This is a genomic window from Bradyrhizobium sp. CB1015, assembly GCF_025200925.1.
Lineage (GTDB): Bacteria > Pseudomonadota > Alphaproteobacteria > Rhizobiales > Xanthobacteraceae > Bradyrhizobium.
In genome coordinates this window covers 6,078,738-6,104,958 of the sequence record NZ_CP104174.1, presented here as the reverse complement: position 1 = coordinate 6,104,958, position 26,221 = coordinate 6,078,738, and the positions used below count along the sequence as shown (strand labels likewise).

Below are 26,221 nucleotides of genomic sequence, written 5' to 3'. Positions count from 1 at the left end.
GGGCGGGCGATCCAGTACGCCGCAGCTTCTCGGCTCCAGCCGAACCGCCTGCGTTTACTGGATGCCCCGCCTTCGCGTGGCATGACAGTGAGTATGTTGAGACGGCTCGGGTCATATCTTCACGCCGTATGTGCCTTGTAGGCGGCTTCATCCATGAGGCCGCCGAGCTCGCTCTTGTCGGCAATCTTGATCTTGAAGAACCACGCCGCGCCCTGCGCATCCGAGTTCACCAGCGCCGGCTCGGCGGCCAGCGCCTCGTTGGTCTCGAGCACTTCGCCGGAGATCGGTGCGTACACGTCCGAGGCGGCCTTGACGGATTCGACGACGGCGGCGGCTTCCGCCTTCTTCAGCACGCGGCCGAGCTTGGGCAATTCGACGAACACGACGTCGCCGAGCTGCTGCTGGGCGTAGTCAGTGATGCCGACCGTGGCCACATCGCCGTCGATGGCGAGCCATTCATGGTCGGAAGTGTACAGCGTCGTGGTCATGTCTCGTCCTCAGCGTTTGTAGGTGTTTTTCACGAAGGGCATGGCGGCGACCTGCAAGGCCAGCCGCTGGCCACGCACCTCGGCGAAGAGTTTGGTGCCAAGCGCGCTCGACGCGGTGGGCACGTAGCCCATCGCAACCGGTGCATTCAGGCTCGGGCCGAAACCACCCGAGGTGACTTGTCCGATCGGCTCGCCGCCCGCGTCATTCGCAAACAGCAGCGCGCCCTCGCGCACCGGCGCGCGGCCTTCGGCGCGCAGGCCGACGCGGCGGCGGGATGCGCCGCCATCGAAATGGGCGAGGATCTTCGCAGCGCCGGGAAAGCCGCCGGCGCGCACACCGCCGCTGCGGCGGCTTTTCTGCACCGACCATTCCAGCGCGGCCTCGACCGGCGTGGTCGTGGTGTCGATGTCGTGGCCGTACAGGCAGAGCCCGGCTTCCAGCCGCAGGCTGTCGCGGGCCCCGAGGCCAATCGGGAGCACGTCGGGATCTTCCAGCAGCATCTTTGCGAGGCGTTCGGCGTCGCCTGATGGAACCGAGATCTCGAAACCGTCCTCGCCGGTGTAGCCGGAGCGCGAGACGAAGCACTTGATGCCGGCGACCTCATGCGGGCCCGCGTCCATGAATGTCATGGCCGGCGCCTCTGCACAGAATTTCGCCAGCGCCGCTTCGGCCTTCGGGCCCTGCAGCGCGATCAGCGCGCGGTCGGCAAGCTGCTCGATGATGCAGGCGTCGGACAGATTCGCGCGCAGATGGGCCTCGTCGGCGTCCTTGCAGGCGGCGTTGACGACCAGGAACAGGTGATCGCCGAAATTGGCGACCATGAGGTCGTCGAGAATGCCGCCGTCTTCATTGGTGAACTGGGCATAGCGCTGCCGCCCCGCGGCGATCGCCACGATATCCTGCGGCACCAGCCGCTCCAGCGCGCGGGCGGCGTCCTCGATCTTGCCCGACTTCGGCCGAAGCGCGAGCTGGCCCATGTGGGAGACGTCGAACAGGCCCGCTTTGGTGCGGGTATGGAGGTGCTCTTTCAGCACGCCCGCGGGGTATTGCACGGGCATGTCATAGCCCGCGAACGGCACCATCTTGCCCCCCAGGGACACATGGAGGTCGTAAAGGGGGGTATGTTTCAGGGAGTCTTGGTCGTGAGCTAGCATCTTAGGGGGCCCTCGGCGGTTCCCCGGGGAGGATTCCCCGATGGACACCAGTCGAAGCCCCATCTGTCGCTGTGCCTGAGAGTATTATCCCGTCGGCGGACGCTGTCCGGGTCTACACCCGTCGGCGCCTCTTTCCAGATGCTGTCAAAGCCACGCGGTCCTTTTGCCTGAGAGTTTCCGGGGCGGTTGCTCCTTCGGCGCCGGCTACCAGTAGCCGGTCTCTCCCGACGTGGCCGTACGATACAGATGGGTAGAGACCACAGGGGAGCCAAGCCTGTCAACGCGTCCGCGCGCCCTATCCAACGGGATTGCAAGGGGATTGAGCGCCTGCGGCAACCCTCTGATCTCTCTGCACAGTTTCTGGACAGCGAAGCTGGCCTTGTCTAAAAGCGCTTTGGCCCGCAGATATCAGCCTTAACGGTCCGGTTTGGACGGCGAGCAGCGGGCCCAAGCATACCCGATTGGATGAACATGAGCGGCGTCAACGAGATCAGGTCGACCTTTCTGAACTTCTTTGCCGAGAACGGCCACGAGATCGTGCCGTCCTCGCCACTCGTGCCGCGCAACGACCCGACCTTGATGTTCACCAATGCGGGCATGGTGCAGTTCAAGAACGTCTTCACCGGCGTCGAGAAGCGGCCCTATCAGCGCGCCACCACCTCGCAGAAATGCGTGCGCGCCGGCGGCAAGCACAACGACCTCGACAATGTCGGCTACACCGCGCGCCATCTCACCTTCTTCGAGATGCTCGGCAATTTCTCGTTCGGCGATTACTTCAAGGAGCGCGCGATCGAGCTCGCCTGGAAGCTGATCACGACCGAGTTCGGGCTGAAGAAGGACAAGCTGCTGGTCACGGTCTACCACACCGACGACGAGGCGGCAGGGCTCTGGAAGAAGATCGCCGGCTTCTCCGAGGACCGTATCATCCGCATTCCGACCTCCGACAATTTCTGGGCGATGGGCGACACCGGCCCGTGCGGCCCGTGCTCGGAGATCTTCATCGACCGCGGCGAGCACATCTGGGGCGGGCCTCCCGGCTCGCCGGAAGAGGACGGCGACCGCTTCCTCGAATTCTGGAATCTCGTGTTCATGCAATACGAGCAGGTGACGAAGGAGGAGCGCGTTAATCTGCCGCGTCCCTCGATCGACACCGGCATGGGCCTGGAGCGCATGGCCTGCATCCTCCAGGGCGTCGAGAGCGTGTTCGAGACCGACCTGTTCAAGAACCTGATCGACGCCACCGCATCCGCGCTCGGCAGCGGCCCGACCGAGCAGAATGCGGCCTCGTTCCGCGTCATCGCCGACCACTTGCGCTCCTCGGCGTTCCTCGTCTCCGACGGCGTGCTGCCCTCGAACGAGGGCCGCGGCTATGTGCTGCGCCGGATCATGCGCCGCGCGATGCGCCATGCGCAGCTCCTGGGCGCGAAGGAGCCGTTGATGCACCGGCTGGTCTGGGCGCTGGTGCGCGAGATGGGCCAGGCCTATCCGGAATTGATGCGCGCGGAAAAGCTGATCGAGGAGACGCTGCGGCTGGAGGAGACCCGCTTCCGCAAGACTCTTTCGCGGGGCCTTGCCATCCTCGACGAGAAGAGCGCCGGTCTGAAGAAAGGCGACATGTTCGACGGCGACGTCGCCTTCACGCTGTACGACACCTACGGCTTCCCGCTGGACCTGACGCAGGACGCGCTGAAGTCGCGCGGCATCGGCGTCGACCAGGCGGCGTTCACCGACGCGATGGAGCGTCAGAAGGCCAAGGCGCGCGAGTCCTGGAAGGGTTCGGGTGAGGCGGCGTCGGAAGCGATCTGGTTCCCGCTGCGCGAGAAACTCGGGGCCACCGAATTCCTCGGCTACGAGACCGAGAGCGCCGAAGGCGTGGTCTCGGCGCTGGTCAAGGACGGCGTTGAGGTCACCAGCCTCAAGGCCGGCGAGACGGGCGCGCTTCTGCTGAACCAGACGCCGTTCTATGCGGAGTCCGGCGGCCAGGTCGGCGACACCGGCGTGCTGTCGGGCGAGGGCGGCATCAAGGTCCGCGTCACCGATACGCAGAAAAAGCTCGGCGATCTCTTCGTCCATATCGGCACGGTCGAGAGCGGCGAGGTGAAGCTCGGCACGGCGCTGCAGCTCGAGGTCGATCATTCCAGGCGCTCGACGATTCGCGCGCATCACTCCGCGACCCACATCATTCACGAGGCGCTGCGCCAGGTGCTCGGCGATCACATCGCCCAGCGCGGCTCGATGGTCGCGCCGGATCGGCTGCGCTTCGACTTCGTGCATCCGAAGCCGATCACGGCGGAAGAGCTCGCTCGCGTCGAGGACATCGCCAATGACGTGGTGCTCGAGAATGACGAGGTCACCACGCGCATCATGGGCGTCGACGAGGCCCGTGAGGCCGGGGCGCGCGCGCTGTTCGGCGAGAAATACGGTGACGAGGTTCGCGTCGTCTCGATGGGCAGGACCGCGCGCGAGCGCGGCGCCAACGCGCTCGGCTGGTCGGTCGAGCTCTGCGGCGGCACCCATGTGAAGCGCACCGGCGATATCGGCCTGATCACGGTCACGAGCGAGAGCGCGGTCGCCTCCGGCGTGCGCCGCATCGAGGCGCTGACCGGCAACTACGCGCGAAAGCATGCCAACGACACCATGGCGCTGGCGAAGACTGCGGCGAACGAGCTGCGCACCTCGCTCGACGACGTGCCGGCGCGCATCGCCGCGCTGATGGAGGAGCGCAAGAAGCTCGAGCGCGAGCTCTCCGACGCCCGCAAGAAGCTGGCGATGGGCGGCGGCGCCTCCGCCGGCAACGGCGCGGCGTCAGGCGTGCGCGAGGCCGGCGGCGTCAAGCTGATGGCGCGCGCCGTCGAAGGCATCGAGATGAAGGATCTCAAGAGCCTCGCAGACGACGGCAAGAAGCAGATCGGCTCGGGCGTCGTCGCCATCGTCGGCGTCACCGAGGACGGCAAGGCCGGAATCGTGGTCGGCGTCACCCAGGACCTCACCGCGCGCTTCAATGCCGTCAACCTCGTGCGCATCGCCTCCGAGGCGCTCGGCGGCAAGGGCGGCGGCGGCCGGCCCGACATGGCCCAGGCCGGCGGCCCCGATGGCGCCAAGGCGTCCGAAGCCTTGAGCGCGATCGAAAAAGCGATGGCGGGCGCGTAAATCGCCATGCGCCTCGTTCCGCGAGGACGTGGGCTTCGCGATCCGGACTTTAGGGATCGCCTCTACGAATTGCTGGAGCACGATCCCTTGGCCTACTCGGTCGGGTCGCGCTTCATCCAGGTCATCATCGCCGTCATCGTGCTCAACGTCGCCGCGATGGTCCTCGCCTCGGTGCCGGAGCTCGACGCGCGGTTCGACACGCTGTTCAGCGCGATCGCCGTCCTCGCCGTCATCGTGTTCGCGCTCGAATATCTGGCGCGGCTGTGGACGGTGGCGGGACACACCCAGCGCAAAGGCTCAGCGCTGGCCGACCGGCTGTCCTATGCCTTCTCCGCGCTCGGCATCATCGATCTCATGGCGTTCCTGCCGGCTGCGATCGTGCTCGCCACGGGCCGGCACGCGACCCTGGCCGGGCTCGGCGTGCTGCCGTTCTTCAAGCTGATCCGCTATTCGCCGGCGATGCGCTCGCTGCTCGCCGCCGTGCATGCCGAGCGGCGCGCGCTGATCGGCTGCATCGTCATCCTGATCGGCGCGGTCTTGACCTTCGCCTCGCTGCTCTACGCCATCGAGCGCGACGTGCAGCCCGACAAGCTCGGCACCATCCCGCAGGCGATGTGGTGGGCGATCGTGACGCTCGGCACCGTCGGCTATGGCGACGTCGTGCCGGTGACGCCGCTCGGCAAGTTCGTCTCGACCTTCGCGATCATTGCAGGCTTTGCCATGATCGCGCTGCCGGTCGCGATCATCTCCTCGGCGTTCGCCGAAGAGGTGAGGCGGCGCGATTTCGTCGTCACCTGGGGCATGCTGGCGCGGGTGCCGCTGTTCTCGCACCTCTCCGCCGCGGAGATCGCCGACATCATGCGCCTGCTCAGGGCGCGCACCATCGAGCAGGGCGAGATCCTGGTGCGGCGGGGCGATGTCGCCTCGTCGATGTATTTCATCACCGCCGGCGAGGTCGAGATCGCGCTGCCGAACCAGCATGTGCGCCTCGCCGACGGCACCTTCTTCGGCGAGATCGCGCTGCTGCACAAGACCAAGCGCAGCGGCACGGTGACGGCGACACGCAAGACCCGGCTGCTCGTGCTCGATGCCCAGGATTTTCATGCCCTGATCGCGCGCATGCCGACGCTCGCCGAGCACGTCCACACCACCGCCAAGGCCAGGCTCGCCGATAGCGGCGATCTCGCGGCGGCAGAGCTGGCGCAGGCGGAGAAGGACGACACCGACCGCTGAACGGCCCGAAAAGCAAATGGGCCGCGCATGTAGCGCGGCCCGGGATGATGTCTGGCCCAGTCGGGCGAAATTGCAGATGGCAGCTTACGCCGCCAGCTCCTTGGTCAGGTTCTCGGCGACCTTGTCGAGGAAGCCGGTGGTCGAGAGCCAGCGCTGGTCGGCGCCGACCAGCAGCGCCAGGTCCTTGGTCATGTAGCCGGCCTCGACGGTGTCGACGCAGACCTTCTCCAGCGTGCTCGCGAACTTGGCGAGCTCGGGGTTGTTGTCGAGCTTGGCGCGGTGGGCGAGGCCGCGCGTCCAGGCGAAGATCGATGCGATCGAGTTGGTCGAGGTCTCCTTGCCCTTCTGGTGCTCGCGGTAGTGGCGGGTCACCGTGCCGTGGGCGGCTTCCGCCTCGACGGTCTTGCCGTCGGGGGTGAGCAGCACCGAGGTCATCAGGCCGAGCGAGCCGTAGCCCTGCGCGACCGTGTCGGACTGCACGTCGCCGTCGTAGTTCTTACAGGCCCAGACATAGCCACCGGACCATTTCAGCGCCGAGGCCACCATGTCGTCGATCAGGCGGTGCTCGTAGATCAGGCCCTTGGCGTCGAATTCCTTCTTGAACTCGCGGTCGAAGATGTCCTGGAAGATGTCCTTGAAGCGCCCGTCATAGACCTTGAGGATCGTGTTCTTGGTCGACAGGTACACCGGGTAATTACGGAGCAGGCCGTAATTGAAGGAGGCGCGGGCGAAGTCGATGATGGAATCGTCGAGATTGTACATCTCCATCGCGACGCCGGCGCCGGGCGCCTTGAACACTTCCTTCTCGATCACGGTGCCGTCCTCGCCGACGAACTTCAGCGAAAGGGTGCCCTTGCCCGGGAACTTGATGTCGGTGGCGCGGTACTGGTCGCCATAGGCGTGGCGGCCGATGATGATCGGCTTGGTCCAGCCGGGAACCAGGCGCGGCACGTTCTTGCAGATGATCGGCTCGCGGAAGATCACGCCGCCGAGGATGTTGCGGATGGTGCCGTTCGGCGACTTCCACATCTGCTTGAGGTTGAACTCCTTCACCCGGGCTTCATCCGGGGTGATGGTGGCGCACTTGACGCCGACGCCGACCTTCTTGATCGCCTCGGCGGCGTCGATGGTCACCTGATCGTTGGTGTGGTCGCGGTATTCCATGCCCAGGTCGAAATAGAGCAGCTCGACATCCAGGAACGGGTTGATCAGCTTGTCCTTGATGTACTGCCAGATGATCCGGGTCATCTCGTCGCCATCGAGCTCGACGACGGGATTGGATACCTTGATTTTTGCCATGATCGGGGAAGCCTCTTGGGAACGGCGCATTCGGCGCGCCAGCTGGAATATCCGCCGCCTCTTAGCACCGCCGCGCGGCGGGCGAAAGCCAAGGGATTATGCACTTTTAGCTCATCCAGCTTCCACAGGCGGGAAGCGGCCGGCCGCGCCGCAGCCGGGTCCGGCCTCACGTTCCAGGCGAGATTCAACAGTCGAATCCAACCCGTTATTTCCCTTGAGAATTTCGTCAGGACAGGCAAACGACAGGCGGGCAGCGCCCGAGCCGGCCCAAGACCAGTTCGAAAGACCGGCTTGAATCAATTCCTGAAGACGGCCTCGCCAAGGCCTTGAGAGACACAGTGTGAAAGCAAAGCGAGATGTCGGGGACTGACAAGAGCAAGGCCGGCCCTTCCCTCGACGGTCCCATCGTGATCCTGGTCGAGCCGCAGCTCGGCGAGAACATCGGCATGGCCGCGCGCGCCATGGGCAATTTTGCCCTGAGCCGCTTGCGCATCGTCAACCCCCGCGACGGCTGGCCCAACATCGCGGCCCAGCGGGCTGCGGCCGGCGCCGACCACATTCTGGAAAAGGTCGAATTGTTCGGCACGGTGGAAGAGGCCGTCGCCGACCTCGACCTCCTGTTTGCCACCACCGCGCGCCCCCACGACCAGGCCAAGCCCGTGGTCGGGCCGGAGGCCGCGGCGGCCGAGATCGCGGGTCACGTCGCGACCGGCGGCAGGGCCGGCATCCTGTTCGGCCGCGAGCGCTGGGGGCTGACCAACGAGGAGGTCGGGCTCTCCAACCGCATCATCACCTTCCCGGTCAATCCGGGCTTTGCCTCGCTCAACCTCGCCCAGGCCGTCCTATTGGTCGGCTATGAATGGTTCAAGCATGCGACGTCGGGCGCGCTGCCGCACGCCATGCCGGAGCGCTCCGAGCGCGCCTCCCAGCACCAGATGCAGGCTTTCTTCGGCAACCTCGTGCGCGAGCTCGACAAAGTCGAGTTTTTGCGCCCGGCCGAGAAGCGCGACACCATGCTGGTGAACCTGCGCAACATCTTCACGCGGATGGAGCCGACCAAGCAGGACATGCACACCCTGCACGGCGTGATCATGGCGATCGCGGAGGGGCGCAAGGGCCCCGCCAAGGGCGGCGTGCTCGACGGCGAGCAGGCCACGCGCCTGCGCGCGCTGCTGGCCGAGCACGGCCAGGGCGGCGGCGTCTCCGACAGCGGCTCGACCGTGCGCGGCCTTGCCCGCCTGCTCCGCCGCAATCCGACCGACGCCGAACGCCTGCTCTGGCAGGCGCTGACGCGTGACCGCCGCTTCGCAGGTGGGTTCAAGCGCCAGACCCCGGTGGGGCGCCACATCCCGGACTTCGTCTCCTTCCCGCACCGGATCGCGATCGAGCTGGTGAACCCGGGCGAGGGGGAAGCGATCGCCGCCGACCGGGCCGGACGGCGGACGTGGTTGGAAGCGCGCGACTATCGGGTGCTCGACATTCGGGCAGTGGATGTAGAGCGCGATCTCGAGGCGGAGCTGGTGCGGCTGCAGGGAATGATGGAGCAGGGCGCGTAGGTCTGCGCGCCAGCGCCGCAACCAAGGGCTGTGCAGGCGGCGCGCGGGTTGCTATAGAGTCCCCGGAATTGAAACGGGGACTGCATGTTTGGAGTTAGAAGGCGCACACTCGCCGGCGTGGCGGCAGGCGTGAGTGCGTTGGTGCTGACGGCCTTGCTCGAAATGTCGGGTGCCCGCGCCGAAATGCCCTTGGCCCTCAAGTGCAACGCGGTCGGAAATTTCAGTGTCGATGACCGCATTGCGGGCTGCACCGCCATTATTGAGGCGGCGTCGGGCATGCAGCAAGGTGTCGTCATGGCCCGCTTCCGCCGCGCCATGTTCTATCGCCAGAAGGGTGAGGTCGATCTTGCGATTGGGGACTACGACCAGATCATCGAGCGCGATCCGGGCAATGTGAACGCGCGCCTTGCCAGAGCTTCCGCATATCTCCAGAGACGCGACAACGAAGCCGCGCTTGCAGATTACGACAAGGCCATCGAGCTCGACCCCAGGAGTACCTATGCGTATCTTGGGCGTGCACGGCTGTACCTGAAGGACGATGTCGATCGCGCCATCGCCGACTATGACCGGGCCCTTTTGATCCATCCGGACAACGTCCATGCCTATATCGGCCGCAGCTTTGCCTATGAGACAAAGGGCGAGTCGGATCGCGCCTTGGCCGATTGTGCGCGGGCGATCGAGATCGGCCCAAACCATTGGATCGGCCAAGCCTGCCGGGCCGACATCTATCTCGCGCGCGGGCAGACCGATCTTGCATTGACCGACTTCGACCGCGCGGTCCAGCTCAGCCCGAAGGACTCGCGGCCCTATGTCGGTCGTGCCAGGGTTTTTCAGGTCCGAGGCGATCTGGAAAAGGCATTGTCGAGTCTCAACCTGGCCATCGAGATCAATCCCGACAACCCCGGATTCCATCGCTTGCGCGGAGCCATCCACTTCCAGTCCGGTCATCTGACCGAGGCGCTTGCCGATCTCCGTCGATCGAACGAGTTGAATCGGAAGGATGCCTATACGCAGCTGTGGCTCCATCTCGCGCAGCGAAAGAGCGGCAGCGGGAGTGAGCTCGGTGAAGCCGCAAAGCTGATCGACCCGTCACGTTGGCCCGCGCCCATCGTTCGCTTCTTCCTGGGCGAGATAACTTTCGAAGCATTACTCAAGTCCGCGCAAGATGACTCCACCCGGAAGACAAGGGAGCAGGTCTGCGAAGCGAACTTCTATGCTGGCGAGCTGGCGCTAGAGCAGGGAGCTGATCAAGCCGTGCGCCTGCTGCGCGCCGCCGCGGACGAGTGTCCGAAGCGCTTTGTGGAATGGGCCGCGGCTAGAGCATGTTGTTTTTGACTGGAATCGGGATTCCCACTGGGAGCGATTTCTGATTTAACATCCATGCTGGAGGGCGGAGGCCAGCATGGATGACGCGACCCTATTCGGAAGACATCCGGGAACGGGCTTTGGCGCGAGCTGACGCAGGGGAAACGGTTCGTTCGATTGCCGAGGCGCTCCAGATCAGCCCCTCCTGCGTGACGAAGTGGAAGAATCTGAGGCGGGATACCGGAGGCCTGGCGCCCGGCCAGATCGGCGGCCACAAGAAGCGGGTTCTGTCGGATGCCAACGCCGACTGGCTGCGCAAACGCATTCGCTCGGGGCCATTCACCTTGCGCAAGCTGACGCAGGAGCTGGCTGCACGGGGGATCAAGACAGACGTGCGGGCGGTGTGGACTTTTGTTCACGCCGAGGGGCTCAGCTTCAAAAAAAACGCTTCTACCGGCCGAGCAGGATCGCCCAGACGTCGTCCGTAAGCGGACCCGCTGGAAAGCACATCAAGGCAGGATCGACGTCGCACGGTTGGTTTTTATCGACGAGACGTGGATCAAGACCAATATGGCGCCGCTACGCGGCTGGGGGCCTTGTGGACAGCGCCTCCAAGCATCTGCACCTTTCGGCCATTGGAAGACCATGACCTTCATCGCGGCGCTGCGTCACGATCGGATCAGCGCGCCTTGGGTGATCGATGGTCCCATCAATGGTGAGCTCTTCACGCTGTACGTCGAGAAGGTGTTGGCACCCACCCTCGCACCGGGCGAGATCGTCGTTCTCGACAATCTTGGCAGCCATAAGGGCAAAGCGGCTCGCCAAGCCATCCGCGCCAGAGGCGCCCACCGCATCTTCTTGCCGCCATATAGCCCTGACCTCAATCCGATCGAGCAGGTCTTCGCCAAACTCAAACATCTCATGCGAGCTGCCGAGCCCCGTGACGTGGAGGCAACCTGGAGAAAGGCTGGTGAACTCCTCGATCTCTTCTCCGAGACGGAGTGCACCAACTACTTCAAAAACTCAGGCTACGTTTCCGTATAAAAACATCATGCTCTAGCGCCGAGCTTCACAAGCTCGAAACGAAACCCTGATTTGCGACGTAGAGCCTTCCCAGCTTGGAACGAGCGGAGCGGCAATCCGGGACGGTGTCCCCGTATTCCGCTTCGCTGCATGCGGGCTACGAAGTGAGAACCGTTAGACCGCCTCGAGCTGATCCGCCGCGCGCTTCTTCTTCGTCTTGGCCTGGCCGAGCAGGGGACCCGCCGTGAGCGCGGCCGTATCGGCGACGCCCGGATCGCGCGAGATCATCGCGGCGACGATGGCGCCGTCGATGATGAGGCCGAGCTGATGCGCGAGCACTGCGGGCTCGGCTGTGCCGAGCTCGCCGGCGAGCTTCTCGATGTGGCCGAGCACGATCTTCTTGTGCTTCAGAGCGATGTTGCGGAACTGTTTTGCGTCCTTGTCGTGCTCGCCGACGGCGTTGATGAAGGGGCAGCCGTAGAAGCGCTCTTCGGCGAACCAGCTCTTCAGTGCGGGGAAGATGCGCGTGAGTTTCGCCTGCGCATCGCCGCCACCTTGCTCCATGGCGCCGATGAACCATTCGCGCCATTGCTTGCCTTCGCTCTCCAGCACGGCGTTGACGAGGTTGGTCTTGGAGCCGAACAATTTGTAGAGCGTGGTCTTGGCGGTGCCGGCCTCTTCGATGATCGCATCGATGCCGGTGGCGTTGATGCCGTTCTTGCAGAACAGATGCGTCGCCGCGCTCAAGAGGCGACCGCGTGCGGACTCGTCCTCGGCGGCGGCGGCGTGGGGCGAATTCTTCTTCGATGACGTCTTTGCCATGGACTCAAACTTACCCGCAGCCGTGCCGCATCAGCAAGCCGCATCTGTTTGGCGCTGAAAAGATTCGCAGAGTCTGGCCGGTCTGCATCGCGATTGAGCAAGGACCGGCCGATCAATCCGCAGGCACGGAGTCTTAAGCGGCTCCAAAGCCTCGCGTTTTGTTTTTCGCGGGCTCTGGCACGGTCCATGCAAGGAAACAGACCGTTCGGTATCCTGCCGATTTCCACTTCTGCCAGGGAGAAGACTGATGACTGCCGTCGTTCAAAAGACAGTGCTGACGGGTTGCCTCGCGCCCATCGACAAGAATGGCCTCGAGCAACTGATCGCGAGCGGCAAGGCGAATCCGAAGGTCATCAAGACCTTGAAGTGCAAGACGGTCGCGGAGGGCAAATTCCGCCACGCCAACTATATCCGCAACCTGCCGCCCTACATTGTCGACGAGCCGCCGGGTCTCTTGGGCGACGACACCGCGCCCAATCCGTCGGAAGCCTCGCTGGCCGCGCTCGGCTCCTGCCTCGCCGTCGGCCTGCATGCCAACGCCGTGCATCGCGGCTGGATCGTCAACAAGCTCGAGCTCGAGCTCGAAGGCGATCTCAACATCACCGCGGTCTGGGGCACCGGCGACACCTCCGACAAGCCGGTCGGATTCACCGATGTCCGCGTCAAGGTCGACATGGAATGCGAGGGTATCTCGCCGGACGAGATCAACGCACTGGTCGCCCATGTGAAGAAATGGTCGCCGGTCGCCAACACCTTCACCCGGCCGGTCAATCTCGAGGTCGGCATCTAGCAGACGGCAATCAGGACAGAGTGCGGGAGACGATCATGGGTTCACTGGCTTTATCGCAGGCCGACGTTCTGGATCAGCCCGCACCGTCCATTGCGGGCGAGGTGGCGCGGATCGCGCGCCAAGAACTCGCGCCGCTTGCCGCCGGCATCGACGACGGCTCGGTCTATCCGGCCGAGGTGCTGCGCAAGCTCGGCGCGGTCGGGGCGTGGGGCAGCCACGTGCCGCACGAAGGTCCCGCCGATCTGCGCTGCGCGATCCAGGCGATGGCGGCGATCGGCGAGGTCTGCGGGGCGACGGCCTTCATGGCGTGGTGCCAGAACACGCTGGTCTGGTACGCGGCGAATTCCACCAATGTGAAGCTCGCAAAGCGCTTCGGCGATGCCTTCTCGACCGGTCGCGTGCTCGGCGGCACCGGGCTTTCCAATCCCATGAAGAGCTTTTTCGGCATCGAGAAGCTGAAGCTGAAGGGCCGCAAGGTCGAGGGCGGCTACATCGTGCGCGGCGCGCTGCCCTGGGTCTCCAATCTCGGCCCCGACCATTACTTCGGCACGATCTTCGAGCGCGAAGACGAGCAGGGCATCGCAAGTGGCGAGCCCGGCACCGTCATGTTCCTGGCCGATTGCTCGAACCCGGCGATCACGCTGACGCCGTGCAAGCCGTTCCTCGCGATGGACGGCACCGGCACTTATGGCGTGCAGTTCCGCGACGCCTTCGTGCCGGACGAGCTGATCCTCGCCGATCCCGCCACGCCCTTCGTCAAGAAGATCCGGGCCGGCTTCATCCTGCTCCAAGCCGGCATGGCGCTGGGGGTGATCAAGGACTGCATCAACATCATGGACGAGGTGGATAGCCCGCTCGGCCATATCAACCGCTATCTGCCGCAGCAGCCGGTGCACTTCCGCGAGCTCGCCGCCGAGCTCGAGGCCGAGACCATGGCGCTGGCACGCGATCCCTACAACGAGGAGGAGACCTACTGGCGCAAGGTGATCGCGCTGCGGCTTCGCGCGGGCGAGGCCAGCGTCGCGGCGGCGCATGCGGCGATGCTGCATTGTGGCGCCCGCGGCTATCTCAAGAGCCACCGCGCGCAGCGGCGCCTGCGCGAGGCCTATTTCGTCGCGATCGTCACGCCCGCCACCAAGCAGCTGCGCAAGATGCTCGCCGATTTCTGATTTCTACGAGTCCACCCGAAGACCCACCAACCTCAACGGAGAGGCTGCCATGACTGACGTTCTGATCACTGCCGTCGAACTCGCCGATCTCTTGAAGACCGAGCCGTGTGTCGTCATCGACACCCGCAATCCCGATGCTTACGCCGCCGGGCACCTGCCGGGCGCCGTGAACGTGCACGAGATCTTTACGTTCCTCGCGACCTCGACGCCGGAAGGCATGGCCGAGCTCAAGACGAAATTCGCCGATGCGTTCGGCGGTGCCGGCCTTTCGGGGAAGGAGACCGCCGTGATCTACGAGCAGTCGATGAACTCCGGCTTCGGCCAGTCCTGCCGCGGCTATTACCTGCTCACCATGCTCGGCTATCCCAAGGTGAAGGTGCTGCATGGCGGCTTCGACGCCTGGTCGGCCGCGGGCTTCCCGGTGACCAAGGACGTGCCAACGCCGGCGAAGGCTTCGTTCGCGATCGAGCCTGAAGCCGGTGAGATCCTGATCGATGCCAAGACCATGCTCGCCGCCGTCGGCAAGCCGGGCATCGCGATCCTCGACGTGCGCGACGTCGACGAGTGGATCGGTGACAGCTCGTCCCCGTATGGCAAGGATTTCTGCCCGCGCAAGGGCCGCATTCCGGGCGCCGTGTGGCTGGAATGGTATCGCATGATGAAGCCGACCGCCGAAGGCCCGCGCTTCAAATCCAAGGACGAGATTCTGGCGGAATGCGCCACCGTCGGCATCTCGCAGACGACGCCGGTGTACCTCTACTGCTTCAAGGGCGCGCGCGCCTCGAACACGTTCCTGGCGCTGAAGAACGCCGGCGTAAAGGACGTGCGGATGTATTTCGGCTCCTGGAACGAATGGTCGCGCGATCCCTCGCTGCCGATCGAGCAGGGCCTGCCGATCGCATCGGACGTCACCACCAAGGCAGCCTGAGCGCGATCACATGGCCCGCGGACGAGGCGTAATTCCCAGCGCCTTGATCCGCGAGGCCAGCGTGGTCGGCTTGATGTCGAGCATCTCGGCGGCGCCGCCGGGGCCGAAGACTTTTCCGGCGCAGGCCTCGAGCGCAGCCAGGATGTTGGCGCGCTCGTGGTCGCGCATTTCCGCTGAGGTCATGATCGCAGGCCGTGCGTCGGCCTTCTGACGGGCGGCGCCGCTAGGCGCTTGTGCGCCTGAAGCATCCGGCAGATCGATGCGCAGGCGGCCGTTCTGCGACAGGATCGCAGCGCGCTCGATCACGTTCTGCAGTTCGCGGACATTGCCGGGCCAGTCGTAGCGGGTCAGCCGCCGCGCATCGCCCTCCGACAGACGCAGGTTGGATTTCAGCGCCTTGCTCTCGCGTGTCAGGAAATGCTGGGCGAGCAGGGGAATGTCCTCGCGCCGCTCGCGCAAGGGGACGGTCTCGATCGGAAACACGTTGAGACGGAAATAGAGGTCCTCGCGAAAGCGGCCGCGCTGGACCTCCTGCTTGAGATCGCGATTGGTCGCAGCCATGACGCGAACATCGACCGCGCGGGTGCGCGCCTCGCCGACGCGCTCGAAATGGCCTTCCTGCAGCACGCGCAGCAGCTTGCCCTGCAGCTCGAGCGGAATCTCGCCGACCTCGTCGAGGAACAGCGTGCCGCCGTCGGCGAGCTCGAAGCGGCCGATGCGGTCGCGCGTTGCGCCGGTGAAGGCGCCGCGGACATGGCCGAAGAACTCGCTCTCGAACAATTCGCGCGGGATCGCGGCGCAGTTGACGCGGATCAGCGGCCGGTCGCTGCGGGTGGAATCCTCGTGGATGGCGCGCGCGATCAGCTCCTTGCCGGTGCCGGATTCGCCGGTGATCATCACCGCCGCGGTGGTCGGCGCCACCAGCTTGACCTGGCGCAGCGTCTTCTGGATCGCCTCGCTTCCCCCGATGATGCCGCGCGGATTGGTCTCGATACGGATTTCCTCCTGCAGATAGGCGTTCTCCAGCTCCAGCCGCTCGCGCAGGCGGTCGACCTCGGCAAGCGCCGCGTGCAGCTTCTCGTCGGCCTCGCGGCGCTGGCTGACGTCGCGAAACACCACGACGGCGCCGACCACGACGCCGCGGTCGCGGATCGGAGTCGAGGTGTATTCGACCCAGGCCGGCGAGCCGTCCTTGCGCCAAAACACCTCGCCGTCGACTTGATGCACGGCACCGTCGCGGAACGCCGCATAGATCGGGCAGTCGTGATTGTGATAGTGCCGGCCGTCGTGATGGGTGTGGTGGACGATCGGGTGGATCTCCTTGCCGACCAGCTCCTCGGCGGTCCAGCCCAGCATCCGCTCGGCCGCGGGATTGACGAAGGTGGTCTTGCCTTCGGCGTTGACGCCATAGATGCCTTCGCCGGCGGCGCGCAGGATCAGCTGGTTCTCGCGCTCGATGTCCTGGAACACGCGCTCGACCCGCTGCCAGGTCGAGATGCCGCCGCGCATATGGTCTTCCGCGGCGGCATCGACATTGCGCCGGCGGCGCGCTTCGAGATCGGTCAGTGTCAGCAGCAGCAGCGTGCGGCCGTCATGCGGCAGCAGGCAGCCGGCATATTCGAGCTTAAGATCTTGCCCGGTCGCGTGGCGGGGATTGAGCGCCGTGGTCCAGTAGGCGCCCTTGTGCAGCACGGCCTGGGTGAAGACGGTGAGGGCGGCAAGATCGCCGGCGTGGAGCGTGCTGGCCCTGGTCTGCCGCAGCAAAGCGCGGTCGTAGCCGAGCAGAGCGCAGGCGGCGGGATTGGCATCGACGATCTGGTCGCCGTAGGGATCGACCAGCAGTGTCGCCTCGACCGAGGATTCGAAGGCTGCGATGCGCGGATCGATGACAGGGGCCACATCGTCGTGGACGGGCATTGGCGTCGTTGCCATTGCGAAATCTCGTAATTGAACTACGAAATCTCGTTTATCACGAGTTTTCGTAGCGGCCAAGTGCGGGTGAAAGTGCTGCGTTATCAAGGTACTGGCCGGCCGAAGGGGCATGGCATGCTCCTTGCGTAATTACTCCTCGCAATGACGCGCAGGAGGGCCGATGTCCACGTTCGACAATCCGTTTGATCCCGATCGCAACCTTCCAGCCGGCTGTGTTTGCGGCCAGCATCGTTCCGCAGCTGAGCACGAGCAGGCCACGGCGCTGCATTGCGAGCCGGTCGCAAGCGAAGAGAAGCGTTATGAGGGCGTGGTCGCCTCCGCCGTGATGCGCGCGATGTTTCCGCAGGACGTGGCGCGGCGCGCCTTCCTGAAGTCGGTCGGCGCATCGACTGCGCTCGCCGCGCTATCGCAATTCTTCCCGCTCAAGACGGCGACCGAAGTGTTCGCGCAAGCCGGCGCGCCCGAGAAGAAGGACCTCAAGGTCGGCTTCATCCCGATCACCTGCGCAACGCCGATCATCATGGCGGCGCCGATGGGCTTCTATGCCAAGCACGGCCTCAACGTCGAAGTGGTGAAGACCGCCGGCTGGGCCGTGATCCGCGACAAGACCATCAACAAGGAATACGACGCCGCGCACATGCTGGCGCCGATGCCGATCGCGATCTCGCTCGGCCTTGGTGCCAACGCCATTCCCTTTGCCGTGCCTGCGATCGAGAACATCAACGGGCAGGGCATCGTGCTGGCGACCAAGAACAAGGACAAGCGCGATCCGAAGGACTGGAAGGGGCTGAAATTCGCCATCCCCTTCGACTATTCCATGCACAATTACCTCTTGCGCTATTACCTCGCCGAGCACGGTCTCGACCCCGATACCGACGTGCAGCTGCGCTCGGTGCCGCCGCCGGAGATGGTCGCGAATTTGCGTGCCGACAATATCGACGGCTTCCTTGCGCCCGACAACATCTGCCAGCGCGCGATCTATGACGGCGTCGGCTTCATGCATCTGCTCTCCAAGGAGATCTGGGACGGCCATCCCTGCTGCAGCTTTGCTGCGAGCCGTGAGTTCATCACGACCGCGCCGAACAGCTTCGCGGCGCTGACGCGCGCGATCGTCGATGCCACCGCCTTTGCGTCGAAGGCGGAGAACCGCAAGCAGATCGCGGAAGCCATTGCGCCCGCCAACTACATCAACGCGCCGGTCACGGTGCTGGAGCAGGTCCTGACCGGCACCTATGCCGACGGCCTCGGCGGGGTGAAGACCGATCCCAAGCGCGTCGATTTCGATCCGTTCCCCTGGCAGTCCTTTGCGGTGTGGATGCTGACGCAGATGAAGCGCTGGGGCCAGATCAAGGGCGACGTCGACTACAAGGCGGTGGCCGAGCAGGTGTATCTGGCGACAGACACCAAGAAGCTGATGACTGAGATGGGCCTATCGCCGCCGGCGAGCGCGTACAAGTCGTTCGCGGTGATGGGCAAGACGTTCGATCCGGCGAAGCCGGAGGACTATGTGGCGAGCTTCAAGATCAGGAAGCAGTCGTGATGAGGGGCCGCGCTCTATCTTCACCTCTCCCCGCTTGCGGGGAGAGGTCGATCGCGAAGCGATCGGGTGAGGGGGACTCTCCGCGAGTCCAACTCTCACCTCCCTCGCGGAGAGCCCCCCTCACCCCGACCCTCTCCCCGCAAGCGGGGAGAGGGAGATGACCAACACCTCTCTCCGTCTCCGTGCGGGCCTCGTCTCCATCGTGCTGCTCGCCGCCTTTCTCGGCATCTGGCATCTCGCCACGCGCTCCACCGCGCCCGTGACGACGATGAGCCCGGAATACGCCAAGCTGATGGGGCTCACGGCGACGCAGGGCAAATCGGCGATGCCCGGGCCGCTCGACGTCGGCGCAAAACTCTGGGAGCATCTGAAGCGGCCGTTCTACGACAACGGGCCGAACGACAAGGGGCTCGGCATCCAGCTCGCTTATTCCATCGCGCGCGTCGGCACCGGCTATCTGCTGGCCGTGCTGGTCGCGATCCCGCTCGGCTTCCTGATCGGGATGTCGCCGCTGCTGAGCAAGGCGCTCGATCCGTTCATCCAGGTGCTAAAGCCGATCTCGCCTTTGGCCTGGATGCCGCTCGCGCTCTACACCATCAAGGATTCCTCGGTCTCGGCGATCTTCGTCATTTTCATCTGCTCGATCTGGCCGATGCTGCTCAACACGGTGTTTGGCGTCGCGACCGTACGCAAGGAATGGATCAACGTGGCACGGACGCTGGAGGTCGGCGCCGTCAGGCGCGCCTTCACCGTGATCCTGCCGGCGGCGGCGCCGACGATTTTGACCGGCATGCGCATCTCGATCGGCATCGCCTGGCTCGTGATCGTCGCCGCCGAGATGCTCGTCGGCGGCACCGGCATCGGCTACTTCGTGTGGAACGAGTGGAATAATTTGTCGATCACCAACGTCATCATCGCGATCCTCTTGATCGGGATCGTCGGCATGCTGCTCGACCAGATTCTCGCGCGCTTCACGCGCATGGTCACGTTTCCGGAGTAGGGGTGATGACCGACAAGTTCATCTCGATCGAGGGCATCGCCAAGCGCTATCCCGGCGCGGGCGGCGCGACGACCACCATCTTCGAGAACCTCTGGCTCTCGATGGCGCGCGGCGAGTTCGCTTGCGTGATCGGCCATTCCGGCTGCGGCAAGACCACGGTGCTCAACATCCTCGCCGGGCTCGATGCGCCGAGCGAGGGCGCCGTCATCGTTGACGGGCAGGCGATCTCGGGCACCAGCCTCGACCGCGCCGTGATCTTCCAGAGCCATGCGCTGCTGCCCTGGCGCACCGTGCTCGGCAACGTCGCCTATGCGGTCAGCTCGAAATGGCGCAGCTGGGACCGGGCCAAGGTGAGGGCGCACGCACAGAAATTCATCGATCTCGTCGGGCTCACCGGCTCCGAGCACAAGCGCCCTTCGGAGCTGTCGGGCGGCATGAAGCAGCGTGTCGGCATCGCGCGGGCGCTGTCGATCACGCCGAAGATGATGCTGATGGACGAGCCGTTCTCGGCGCTGGATGCGCTGACGCGCGGCACGCTGCAGGACGAGGTCCGGCGCATTTGCCTGGAGACCGGGCAGACCGCGTTCATGATCACCCATGATGTCGACGAGGCGATCTATCTCGCCGACAAGATCTTTCTGATGACCAACGGTCCCGGCGCGGTGCTGGCGGAGGTGGTCGAGAACCCGCTGCCGCGGGATCGCGGCCGCACCGATCTGCACCGCCATCCGCTGTACTACGCGCTGCGCAACCACATCATCGATTTCCTGGTGACGCGCAGCAAGACCTTCACCACTGAAAAGCCGGATCACGATCCGCGCAATGTGCCGGTGATCCATATCGGCAAGCCCGGCCTCTCGATCGCATCGACCGGCGAAGAGCCGCGACAGACCTGGATGCCGGGGACAAATCCCGGATTGAGCGCCTGATTTTTGTAGACGCATGATCCACGGAAAACCGCTTCACACTTTTCCGGATCATGCTTTTGAAAGGAGACGCCAACATGAAGCGCGAAGACCTCACCGAAAAACTGCTCGACATCAAGCGCGAGAAGGGCTGGAGCTGGAAGCACATCTGCGAAAAGATCGGCGGCTATTCCGAGGTGCTGATCGTCGGTGCGATCATGGGCCAGATGAAACTGACCAAGCCGCAGGCGGCCAATGCCGGCGAGCTGTTCGGCCTGTCGAAGGCGGAAGTTGCCATGCTCAACGAGGTGCCGATGCGCGGCACCGGCACGCCGATGCCGCCGACCGATCCCCTGATCTACCGCTTCTACGAGATGGTGATGGTAAACGGCCCGGCCTGGAAGGCGCTGATCGAGGAGGAGTTCGGCGACGGCATCATGTCGGCGATCGACTTCGACATGGGCATCGAGCGCGTCGCCAACCCCAAGGGCGATCGCGTCAAGATCACCATGAGCGGCAAGTTCCTGCCGTACAAATATTACGGCGCCAGCGGCAACGTGCCGGAATACGGCTTCAAGGAGGAGTGATGGAGGCGAGTGGCGAATTGCGAATAGCGAATGGGGGCACCCAACTCGCCATTCGCCACTCCTTATTCGCCTGTTTTACTTCCCCGCCTTCACCTCGGCGGCGGCAACTGCGAGCAGCTCGCTCATCTTGGCGCGAATCGCCTGCTCGGTGACGGCGACGTTCTTGGCGGCGAAATCTGCCGTCAGCTTGCGCAGGACGTCGGCATCGCCGGCCTCCTCGAAATCGGCCGCGACCACCTCCTTGGCGTAGGCCGCGGCGGCGTCGCCGGTAATGCCGAGCTTCTCGGCCGCCCACAGGCCGAGCAGCCGGTTGCGGCGGGCCTCCGCCTTGAATTTCTGCTCCTCGTCGAGGGCGAACTTCTTCTCAAAGCCTTCCTCGCGCTTGCTGATCTCGCTCATGCCTTGTTCCAAATCTCCTGCTGAATGGCGCGGGAGCCTTCCGTTGCGGCGACCCGGCTGCATGCCTACATAGATAGCACGAATCGGCAAAACAACGGGCCGTTAAGCCGCAGGCAAGACGGTATAAGTTGGCGCCGGACGGCCGGATCGATTGTGCTCGGACAGCCAATCGGATAGGTTGCCTAAGGCTTGGTTCCCGTTCTGTTTCCAAAGGGTTATAGATGGGTTCCTGGCCGTTCACGGCAGCTCCGCTGTGGGTCGTAATCCAAGTCAACCGGAGCACACCAAATTCATGGATTTCAACAAAACACGGTACATCCCCATGAGCCGTCGGCGTCGCATTTATGAAGGCAAGGCAAAGGTTCTTTACGAAGGCCCCGAGCCCGGTACCCTGATCCAGCACTTCAAGGACGACGCCACCGCGTTCAATGCGAAAAAGCATCAGGTGATCGAGGGCAAGGGCGTCCTCAACAACCGGATCTCGGAGTACCTGTTTCAGCACCTCAACGACATCGGGGTGCCGACCCATTTCATCCGCCGCCTCAACATGCGCGAGCAGTTGATTCGCGAGGTCGAGATCGTGCCGCTGGAAGTGGTGGTGCGGAACGTCGCCGCCGGCTCGCTGTCGCAGCGCCTCGGCATCGAGGAGGGCACGCAGCTGCCCCGCTCGATCATCGAGTTCTACTACAAGAACGACCAGCTCAACGACCCCATGGTGTCGGAGGAGCACATCACCGCCTTCGGCTGGGCGACGCCGCAGGAGATCGACGACATCATGGCGCTCGCCATCCGCGTCAACGACTTCCTCACCGGCCTCTTCCTCGGCATCGGCATCCGCCTCGTCGACTTCAAGATGGAGTGCGGGCGCCTGTTCGAGAACGAGATGATGCGCATCATCGTCGCCGACGAGATTTCGCCCGACAGCTGCCGGCTGTGGGATATCAAGTCGAACGAGAAGCTCGACAAGGATCGTTTCCGCCGCGACCTCGGTGGTCTGCTGGAGGCCTATACCGAAGTTGCAAAGCGTCTCGGCATCCTCATGGAGAACGAGCGTCCCCAGGGCACCGGCCCGGTGCTGGTGAAGAGCTGAAGAGGACTTTTGACGTGAAGGCACGTGTCACCGTTACCCTGAAGACGGGCATCCTCGATCCGCAGGGCAAGGCCATCGAAGGCGCGCTGAAGTCGCTCGGCGTCGACGGCGTCGCCAGCGTCCGCCAGGGCAAGGTGTTCGACATCGAGCTCGCCGGTGCCGACAAGGCCAAGGCGGAGGCGGCGCTGAAAGAAGCCGCCGACAAGCTCTTGGCGAACACCGTGATCGAGAATTATGCGATCGAGATGAAAGCATAGTGGTTAGCCAAATGCCCGACGTGACGGCTGAGCCCATGTTCGAGGTGTTGAAGTCGATCCGCGCGACTGGCGCAGGTCGATGGCAAGATCGATGAGATGAAGCAGGAGATTCTGGCGTTGCGAACGTCCCAAAATGCCGCTCGCCAGGATGTCACGAGTGTCTTTCAGGAGATTGCGGGTGTTCATGCCACGCTGGTGATGCATGAGGGTAGGCTTGAGCGCAGGCTTGAACTGAACGAGGCACCTGTCCGTTAGGATCGAGCCGCCGGCATCTTACAGCCATCCGACGCGGCGGAAGCGCCAGTAGAGTGCGGTGCACGCCAGAGCCATCAAGCTCAGCACGGCATAATAGCCGTACTCCCATTTCAGCTCCGGCATGTGCTCGAAGTTCATGCCGTAGATGCCGGCAACCGCGGTCGGAACGGCGATGATCGCGAGCCAGGAGGCGAGCCTCTTGGAGACGACGGTCTCGTGGGCCTGGCCGACCAGCAAGCTCGCCTCGAAGGCGAAGGCCAGCACCTCGCGCATGGAATCGATGCGCTCTTGGATGTTGCGGACATGGTCGGTGACGTCGCGGAACAGGGGCTGCATCGTCGCGCGCACCATCGACAGCTCATCGTGCTCGAGACGGCGGCATACCTCCACCAGCGGCCCGATTGCGTTACGGAGTCGCAACAGGTCACGCCGCAGCATGTAGAGCCGCTCGATCTGCGCCTTGGTGATCGCGTGCGCGAGCACGTCGTCCTCGATCTCCTCGATCTCTTCGTGAATGCTTTCCAGCACGGGCGAATAATTGTCGACGATGAAATCGAGGATGGCATAGAGGATGTAGTCCTCGCCGCGCGCGAGCGCCCGCGGGCAGCTCTCGCAGCGTTCGCGCACCGGCGTGTAGGAGGTCGAAGCGCCGTGGCGCACCGAGACCAGATAGCCTTCGCCGACGAAGATGTGGGTCTCGCCGAAGGCGATGCGTCCCTCGATCAATTGCGCGGTGCGCGCGACGATGAACAGGGCCTCGCCATATTGCTCGATCTTCGGCCGCTGATGGGCGTGGTTGGCGTCCTCGATGGCGAGGTCGTGCAGGTCGAACTGCTTCTGCACCGCGCCGAGCAGCGCCATGTCGGGCTCGTGCAGCCCGATCCACACGACATGGCCGGGCTTGGCCCGCCAGCTCGAGGCCTCGCTGATGGCGATATTGGCGACCCGTCGGCCGTCGACATAAGCGCCGGCGGCGACGACGCCCTCGGCGGAGACCGGTTCGGAGGGGAATGCGGGCAGCGACGGGACGTTCATGGCTTCAATCCCGGGCAAATCGAGCGACCAAAGCGAGTGGCTATGGCCTGTGTACAAGGGCGCTCCGCCACGCTAGCACTGGTAAAATCCCCGTCAAATGGTTATGTCTGTTCACGAATTGACCCCTCGGCCAGCCTCGATTCCCAGCCTCCTCGGAACCTCTGCCATGAAAGCCGCCATTCTCGTCTTTCCCGGAATCAATCGCGAGCGCGACATGGCGCGCGCCTTGAGGCTGATCTCCGGCAGCGAGCCCGCAATGGTCTGGCACGCCGAGACCTCGCTGCCTGCGGGCACCGATCTCGTGGTCGTGCCCGGTGGCTTCTCCTATGGCGATTATCTGCGCTGCGGCGCGATTGCGGCACGCGCGCCGGTGATGGATGCGGTGCGCGACTATGCGGCCAAGGGCGGCCTCGTGCTCGGCGTCTGCAACGGTTTCCAGATCCTCTGCGAGTCCGGCCTCTTGCCGGGCGTCTTGATGCGCAATGCGCGGCTGAAATTCATCTGCCGCGACGTGCATCTGCGCGTCGAGCGCTCCGACACGCCGTTCACCCGCGGCTATAATGCCGGTCAGGTGATCCGCGTGCCGGTCGCCCATGGCGAGGGCAATTACGAGGCGGACGAAGAGACCATCAAGCGGCTCGAAGGCGAGGGGCGGGTGCTCTATCGCTACTGCTCCGCCGATGGCGTGGTCGACGAGGCCGCCAACATCAACGGCGCGGCACATTCCATCGCCGGCATCGTCAACGACGGGGGCAACGTGCTCGGCATGATGCCGCATCCGGAAAACCACGTCGAAGACATCATGGGCTGCACCGACGGCCGTGGCCTGTTCGCCGGTCTCGCCCAGCATCTGGAAAAAGCCGCGTGATTGCGTTCCTGATGAGGCGTGCGCTCGCCGCGGTCGCGGCGCTGGCGTTCGCGACATTTTCGGTAGCGACTTGCGCATCCGCGCAGGATTATCCCAAGCGTCCCATTACCATGATCGTGCCGTTCGCGGCCGGCGGCACTTCGGACGTGATCGCGCGGGCGGTGGCCGAGCAGATGGGGATTGCGCTCGGCCAGACCATCGTGATCGAGAATGTTGCCGGCGCCGGCGGCTCGACCGCGCTGGCGCGCGCCTCCCGCGCCGAGCCCGATGGTTATACGATTGCGATCGGCAATGCCGGCACCAATGCTGCGACCTACACGATCTATCCCAAACTGCCGTTCACGCCTGATTCCTTCGTGCCGATCGCCATGGTGGCGAAGACGTTCGGCATCATCGCGCTGCGCAAGGACTTTCCGGCGAAGGACCTGAAAGAGTTCATCGCCTATGCCAAGGCCAATCCGGGCAAGATCAATCTCGGCCATGCCGGCGTCGGCTCCTCGAACTATCTGATCTGCAAGAGCTTCGTCACCGCGGCCGGCATCGACGCGACGCTGATCGGCTATCGCGGCGCCGCGCCTGCGCTGACCGACGCGGTCGGCGGCCAGATCGACGGCGTCTGCGACGCGGCCGCCTCGGTTTCGCAGTCGATCAACGAGAAGCTGGTGAGAGGCCTCGTGGTCGGCTCGACGGTGCGGCTCGCCACGCTGCCGGATCTTCCGACCTCGGTGGACGCGGGCCTGCCCGAGTTCGAGGCGCAGGGCTGGAACGGCCTGTTCGCGCCCAAGGGCACGCCGCCGGCCGTGATCGCCAAGCTGAATGCAGCGGCGCGCACGGCCGTCGAGACCGAGGCGGTGAAGAAGCGCTTCGCCGACCTGTCGACCGTCGCGCCCGATGCCGACGAGCACACGCCCGACGTGCTGCAAAAGCTCGTGACGCGCGACGTCGAGAAGTACCGGAAGATGCTGGCGGACGACGCCAACAAATAGCCTCGCCGAGTTGCCTGCTGGCGGCCGGCGTATGGCCGCGCGAAGGCTTACTGGAGCACAGGAATGCGGGCGATGACCTTGATCTCGAAGTCGAAGCCGGCAAGCCAGTTCACCCCGACGGCGGTCCAGTTCGGATAGGGCGGATCGCCGATCTCCTCGGCGCGAACGGCCATCACCGTCTCAATCTGGCTCGCCGGATCGGTGTGGAACGTGGTGACGTCGACGACATCGTCCAGCGTGCATCCACCGGCGGCGAGAACGGCACGCAAATTGGCAAACGCGCGCCGGACCTGGTCCTCGAACACTGGCTCCGGCGAGCCGTCCTCGCGGCTGCCGACCTGCCCCGACACGAACAGCAGGTCGCCGGAACGGATCGCGGCGGAGTAGCGATGCACTTGGTAGAGCGCGTGGCGGTTCGCGGGGAAGATTGCCTCTCGCTGGGGCATGGC

25 protein-coding genes and 1 riboswitch are annotated in these 26,221 nt (G+C 64.5%); of the genes, 17 read left to right on the top strand and 8 right to left on the bottom strand.

The window, feature by feature from the left end; translation table 11 throughout:
* Positions 1-119: 119 nt before the first annotated feature.
* Together gcvH and gcvT are read right to left on the bottom strand one after the other, a co-directional pair.
* Positions 120-488 carry a glycine cleavage system protein GcvH gene (gene gcvH, locus N2604_RS28650; RefSeq protein ID WP_260371410.1) on the bottom strand — a complete coding sequence of 123 codons (369 nt, stop codon included), beginning with the start codon at positions 486-488 and terminating at the stop codon, positions 120-122.
* Positions 489-497: 9 nt separating this feature from the next.
* Positions 498-1,643: a glycine cleavage system aminomethyltransferase GcvT gene (gcvT, locus tag N2604_RS28645; protein ID WP_260371409.1), complete on the bottom strand. Its 1,146-nt coding sequence runs from the start codon at positions 1,641-1,643 to the stop codon at positions 498-500.
* Between the two features lie 146 nt (positions 1,644-1,789).
* Positions 1,790-1,880: riboswitch (glycine riboswitch) on the bottom strand.
* Between the two features lie 234 nt (positions 1,881-2,114).
* On the opposite strand from gcvT, the gene alaS reads away from it, so the two are divergent.
* Complete coding sequence (alaS, locus tag N2604_RS28640; protein ID WP_260371408.1) at positions 2,115-4,793, top strand: alanine--tRNA ligase; 2,679 nt, start codon at positions 2,115-2,117, stop codon at positions 4,791-4,793.
* A gap of 6 nt (positions 4,794-4,799) precedes the next feature.
* A complete protein-coding gene (locus N2604_RS28635) occupies positions 4,800-6,026 on the top strand; it encodes a cyclic nucleotide-gated ion channel (RefSeq protein ID WP_260371407.1) in 1,227 nt (408 codons plus the stop codon).
* An 84-nt stretch (positions 6,027-6,110) separates the two neighbouring features.
* Here the strand turns inward: N2604_RS28635 and N2604_RS28630 are convergent, their stop codons facing one another.
* Positions 6,111-7,325 carry an NADP-dependent isocitrate dehydrogenase gene (locus N2604_RS28630; RefSeq protein WP_260371406.1) on the bottom strand — a complete coding sequence of 405 codons (1,215 nt, stop codon included), beginning with the start codon at positions 7,323-7,325 and terminating at the stop codon, positions 6,111-6,113.
* A 356-nt stretch (positions 7,326-7,681) separates the two neighbouring features.
* On the opposite strand from N2604_RS28630, the gene N2604_RS28625 reads away from it, so the two are divergent.
* From N2604_RS28625 to N2604_RS28615, 3 genes are all read left to right on the top strand, one after another.
* A complete protein-coding gene (locus N2604_RS28625) occupies positions 7,682-8,881 on the top strand; it encodes a TrmJ/YjtD family RNA methyltransferase (RefSeq protein WP_260371405.1) in 1,200 nt (399 codons plus the stop codon).
* Between the two features lie 129 nt (positions 8,882-9,010).
* A complete protein-coding gene (locus tag N2604_RS28620) occupies positions 9,011-10,216 on the top strand; it encodes a lipopolysaccharide assembly protein LapB (protein ID WP_260371404.1) in 1,206 nt (401 codons plus the stop codon).
* A 71-nt stretch (positions 10,217-10,287) separates the two neighbouring features.
* A protein-coding gene (locus N2604_RS28615) for an IS630 family transposase (protein ID WP_260370534.1) occupies positions 10,288-11,230 on the top strand; the annotation gives its coding sequence in 2 pieces (ribosomal slippage) (positions 10,288-10,623 and positions 10,625-11,230; 942 coding nt in all).
* Between the two features lie 153 nt (positions 11,231-11,383).
* Here N2604_RS28615 and N2604_RS28610 read toward each other — a convergent pair.
* Entirely contained in the window at positions 11,384-12,031 is a 648-nt protein-coding gene (locus N2604_RS28610) for a TetR/AcrR family transcriptional regulator (protein WP_260371403.1), read from the bottom strand.
* A gap of 247 nt (positions 12,032-12,278) precedes the next feature.
* On the opposite strand from N2604_RS28610, the gene N2604_RS28605 reads away from it, so the two are divergent.
* The 3 genes from N2604_RS28605 to N2604_RS28595 are packed head-to-tail and all read left to right on the top strand — an operon-like array spanning position 12,279 to position 14,918.
* Positions 12,279-12,821, top strand: a complete 543-nt coding sequence (locus N2604_RS28605; RefSeq protein WP_260371402.1) for an OsmC family protein — start codon at positions 12,279-12,281, stop codon at positions 12,819-12,821.
* A gap of 35 nt (positions 12,822-12,856) precedes the next feature.
* Positions 12,857-13,990, top strand: a complete 1,134-nt coding sequence (locus tag N2604_RS28600) for an acyl-CoA dehydrogenase family protein (protein ID WP_260371401.1) — start codon at positions 12,857-12,859, stop codon at positions 13,988-13,990.
* A gap of 49 nt (positions 13,991-14,039) precedes the next feature.
* Positions 14,040-14,918, top strand: coding sequence for a sulfurtransferase (locus N2604_RS28595; RefSeq protein ID WP_260371400.1), 879 nt, complete (start codon positions 14,040-14,042; stop codon positions 14,916-14,918).
* A gap of 6 nt (positions 14,919-14,924) precedes the next feature.
* Here N2604_RS28595 and N2604_RS28590 read toward each other — a convergent pair whose 3' ends face one another.
* Positions 14,925-16,850: a sigma 54-interacting transcriptional regulator gene (locus N2604_RS28590; protein ID WP_260371399.1), complete on the bottom strand. Its 1,926-nt coding sequence runs from the start codon at positions 16,848-16,850 to the stop codon at positions 14,925-14,927.
* A 160-nt stretch (positions 16,851-17,010) separates the two neighbouring features.
* Here N2604_RS28590 and N2604_RS28585 point away from each other — a divergent pair, with 160 nt between their 5' ends.
* The 4 genes from N2604_RS28585 to cynS all read left to right on the top strand — a co-directional run bounded on the left by N2604_RS28585 (position 17,011) and on the right by cynS (position 20,882).
* Positions 17,011-18,390 (top strand): CmpA/NrtA family ABC transporter substrate-binding protein, encoded by a 1,380-nt coding sequence (locus N2604_RS28585; protein WP_260371398.1) that lies wholly within the window; start codon positions 17,011-17,013, stop codon positions 18,388-18,390.
* Positions 18,391-18,547: 157 nt separating this feature from the next.
* Positions 18,548-19,390 (top strand): nitrate ABC transporter permease, encoded by an 843-nt coding sequence (gene ntrB, locus N2604_RS28580; protein WP_260371397.1) that lies wholly within the window; start codon positions 18,548-18,550, stop codon positions 19,388-19,390.
* A gap of 5 nt (positions 19,391-19,395) precedes the next feature.
* A complete protein-coding gene (locus tag N2604_RS28575) occupies positions 19,396-20,319 on the top strand; it encodes an ABC transporter ATP-binding protein (RefSeq protein ID WP_260371396.1) in 924 nt (307 codons plus the stop codon).
* A gap of 74 nt (positions 20,320-20,393) precedes the next feature.
* Complete coding sequence (gene cynS, locus N2604_RS28570) at positions 20,394-20,882, top strand: cyanase (RefSeq protein WP_025037304.1); 489 nt, start codon at positions 20,394-20,396, stop codon at positions 20,880-20,882.
* A gap of 75 nt (positions 20,883-20,957) precedes the next feature.
* Here cynS and N2604_RS28565 read toward each other — a convergent pair whose 3' ends face one another.
* On the bottom strand, positions 20,958-21,281 hold the full coding sequence (locus N2604_RS28565; protein WP_260371395.1) for a DUF1476 domain-containing protein: 324 nt from the start codon (positions 21,279-21,281) through the stop codon (positions 20,958-20,960).
* 322 nt (positions 21,282-21,603) lie between these two features.
* Between N2604_RS28565 and purC the strand changes: the two genes are divergently transcribed.
* From purC to N2604_RS28550, 3 genes are all read left to right on the top strand, one after another.
* Positions 21,604-22,371 (top strand): phosphoribosylaminoimidazolesuccinocarboxamide synthase, encoded by a 768-nt coding sequence (purC, locus tag N2604_RS28560; RefSeq protein WP_172782948.1) that lies wholly within the window; start codon positions 21,604-21,606, stop codon positions 22,369-22,371.
* 14 nt (positions 22,372-22,385) lie between these two features.
* Positions 22,386-22,628 carry a phosphoribosylformylglycinamidine synthase subunit PurS gene (gene purS, locus N2604_RS28555; RefSeq protein WP_036012950.1) on the top strand — a complete coding sequence of 81 codons (243 nt, stop codon included), beginning with the start codon at positions 22,386-22,388 and terminating at the stop codon, positions 22,626-22,628.
* A gap of 96 nt (positions 22,629-22,724) precedes the next feature.
* Positions 22,725-22,883 carry a hypothetical protein gene (locus tag N2604_RS28550; protein WP_260371394.1) on the top strand — a complete coding sequence of 53 codons (159 nt, stop codon included), beginning with the start codon at positions 22,725-22,727 and terminating at the stop codon, positions 22,881-22,883.
* An 18-nt stretch (positions 22,884-22,901) separates the two neighbouring features.
* Here the strand turns inward: N2604_RS28550 and N2604_RS28545 are convergent, their stop codons facing one another.
* Complete coding sequence (locus N2604_RS28545) at positions 22,902-23,918, bottom strand: magnesium and cobalt transport protein CorA (RefSeq protein WP_260371393.1); 1,017 nt, start codon at positions 23,916-23,918, stop codon at positions 22,902-22,904.
* Positions 23,919-24,084: 166 nt separating this feature from the next.
* On the opposite strand from N2604_RS28545, the gene purQ reads away from it, so the two are divergent.
* Both purQ and N2604_RS28535 read left to right on the top strand, forming a co-directional pair.
* Entirely contained in the window at positions 24,085-24,786 is a 702-nt protein-coding gene (gene purQ, locus N2604_RS28540) for a phosphoribosylformylglycinamidine synthase subunit PurQ (RefSeq protein ID WP_260371392.1), read from the top strand.
* A gap of 11 nt (positions 24,787-24,797) precedes the next feature.
* The gene (locus N2604_RS28535) at positions 24,798-25,772 is read left to right on the top strand and encodes a tripartite tricarboxylate transporter substrate binding protein BugD (RefSeq protein WP_409241750.1); all 975 of its coding nucleotides are present in this window, start codon (positions 24,798-24,800) and stop codon (positions 25,770-25,772) included.
* A gap of 47 nt (positions 25,773-25,819) precedes the next feature.
* Here N2604_RS28535 and N2604_RS28530 read toward each other — a convergent pair whose 3' ends face one another.
* Positions 25,820-26,218, bottom strand: coding sequence for a RidA family protein (locus N2604_RS28530; RefSeq protein WP_074448244.1), 399 nt, complete (start codon positions 26,216-26,218; stop codon positions 25,820-25,822).
* Between the last annotated feature and the right edge of the window lie 3 nt (positions 26,219-26,221).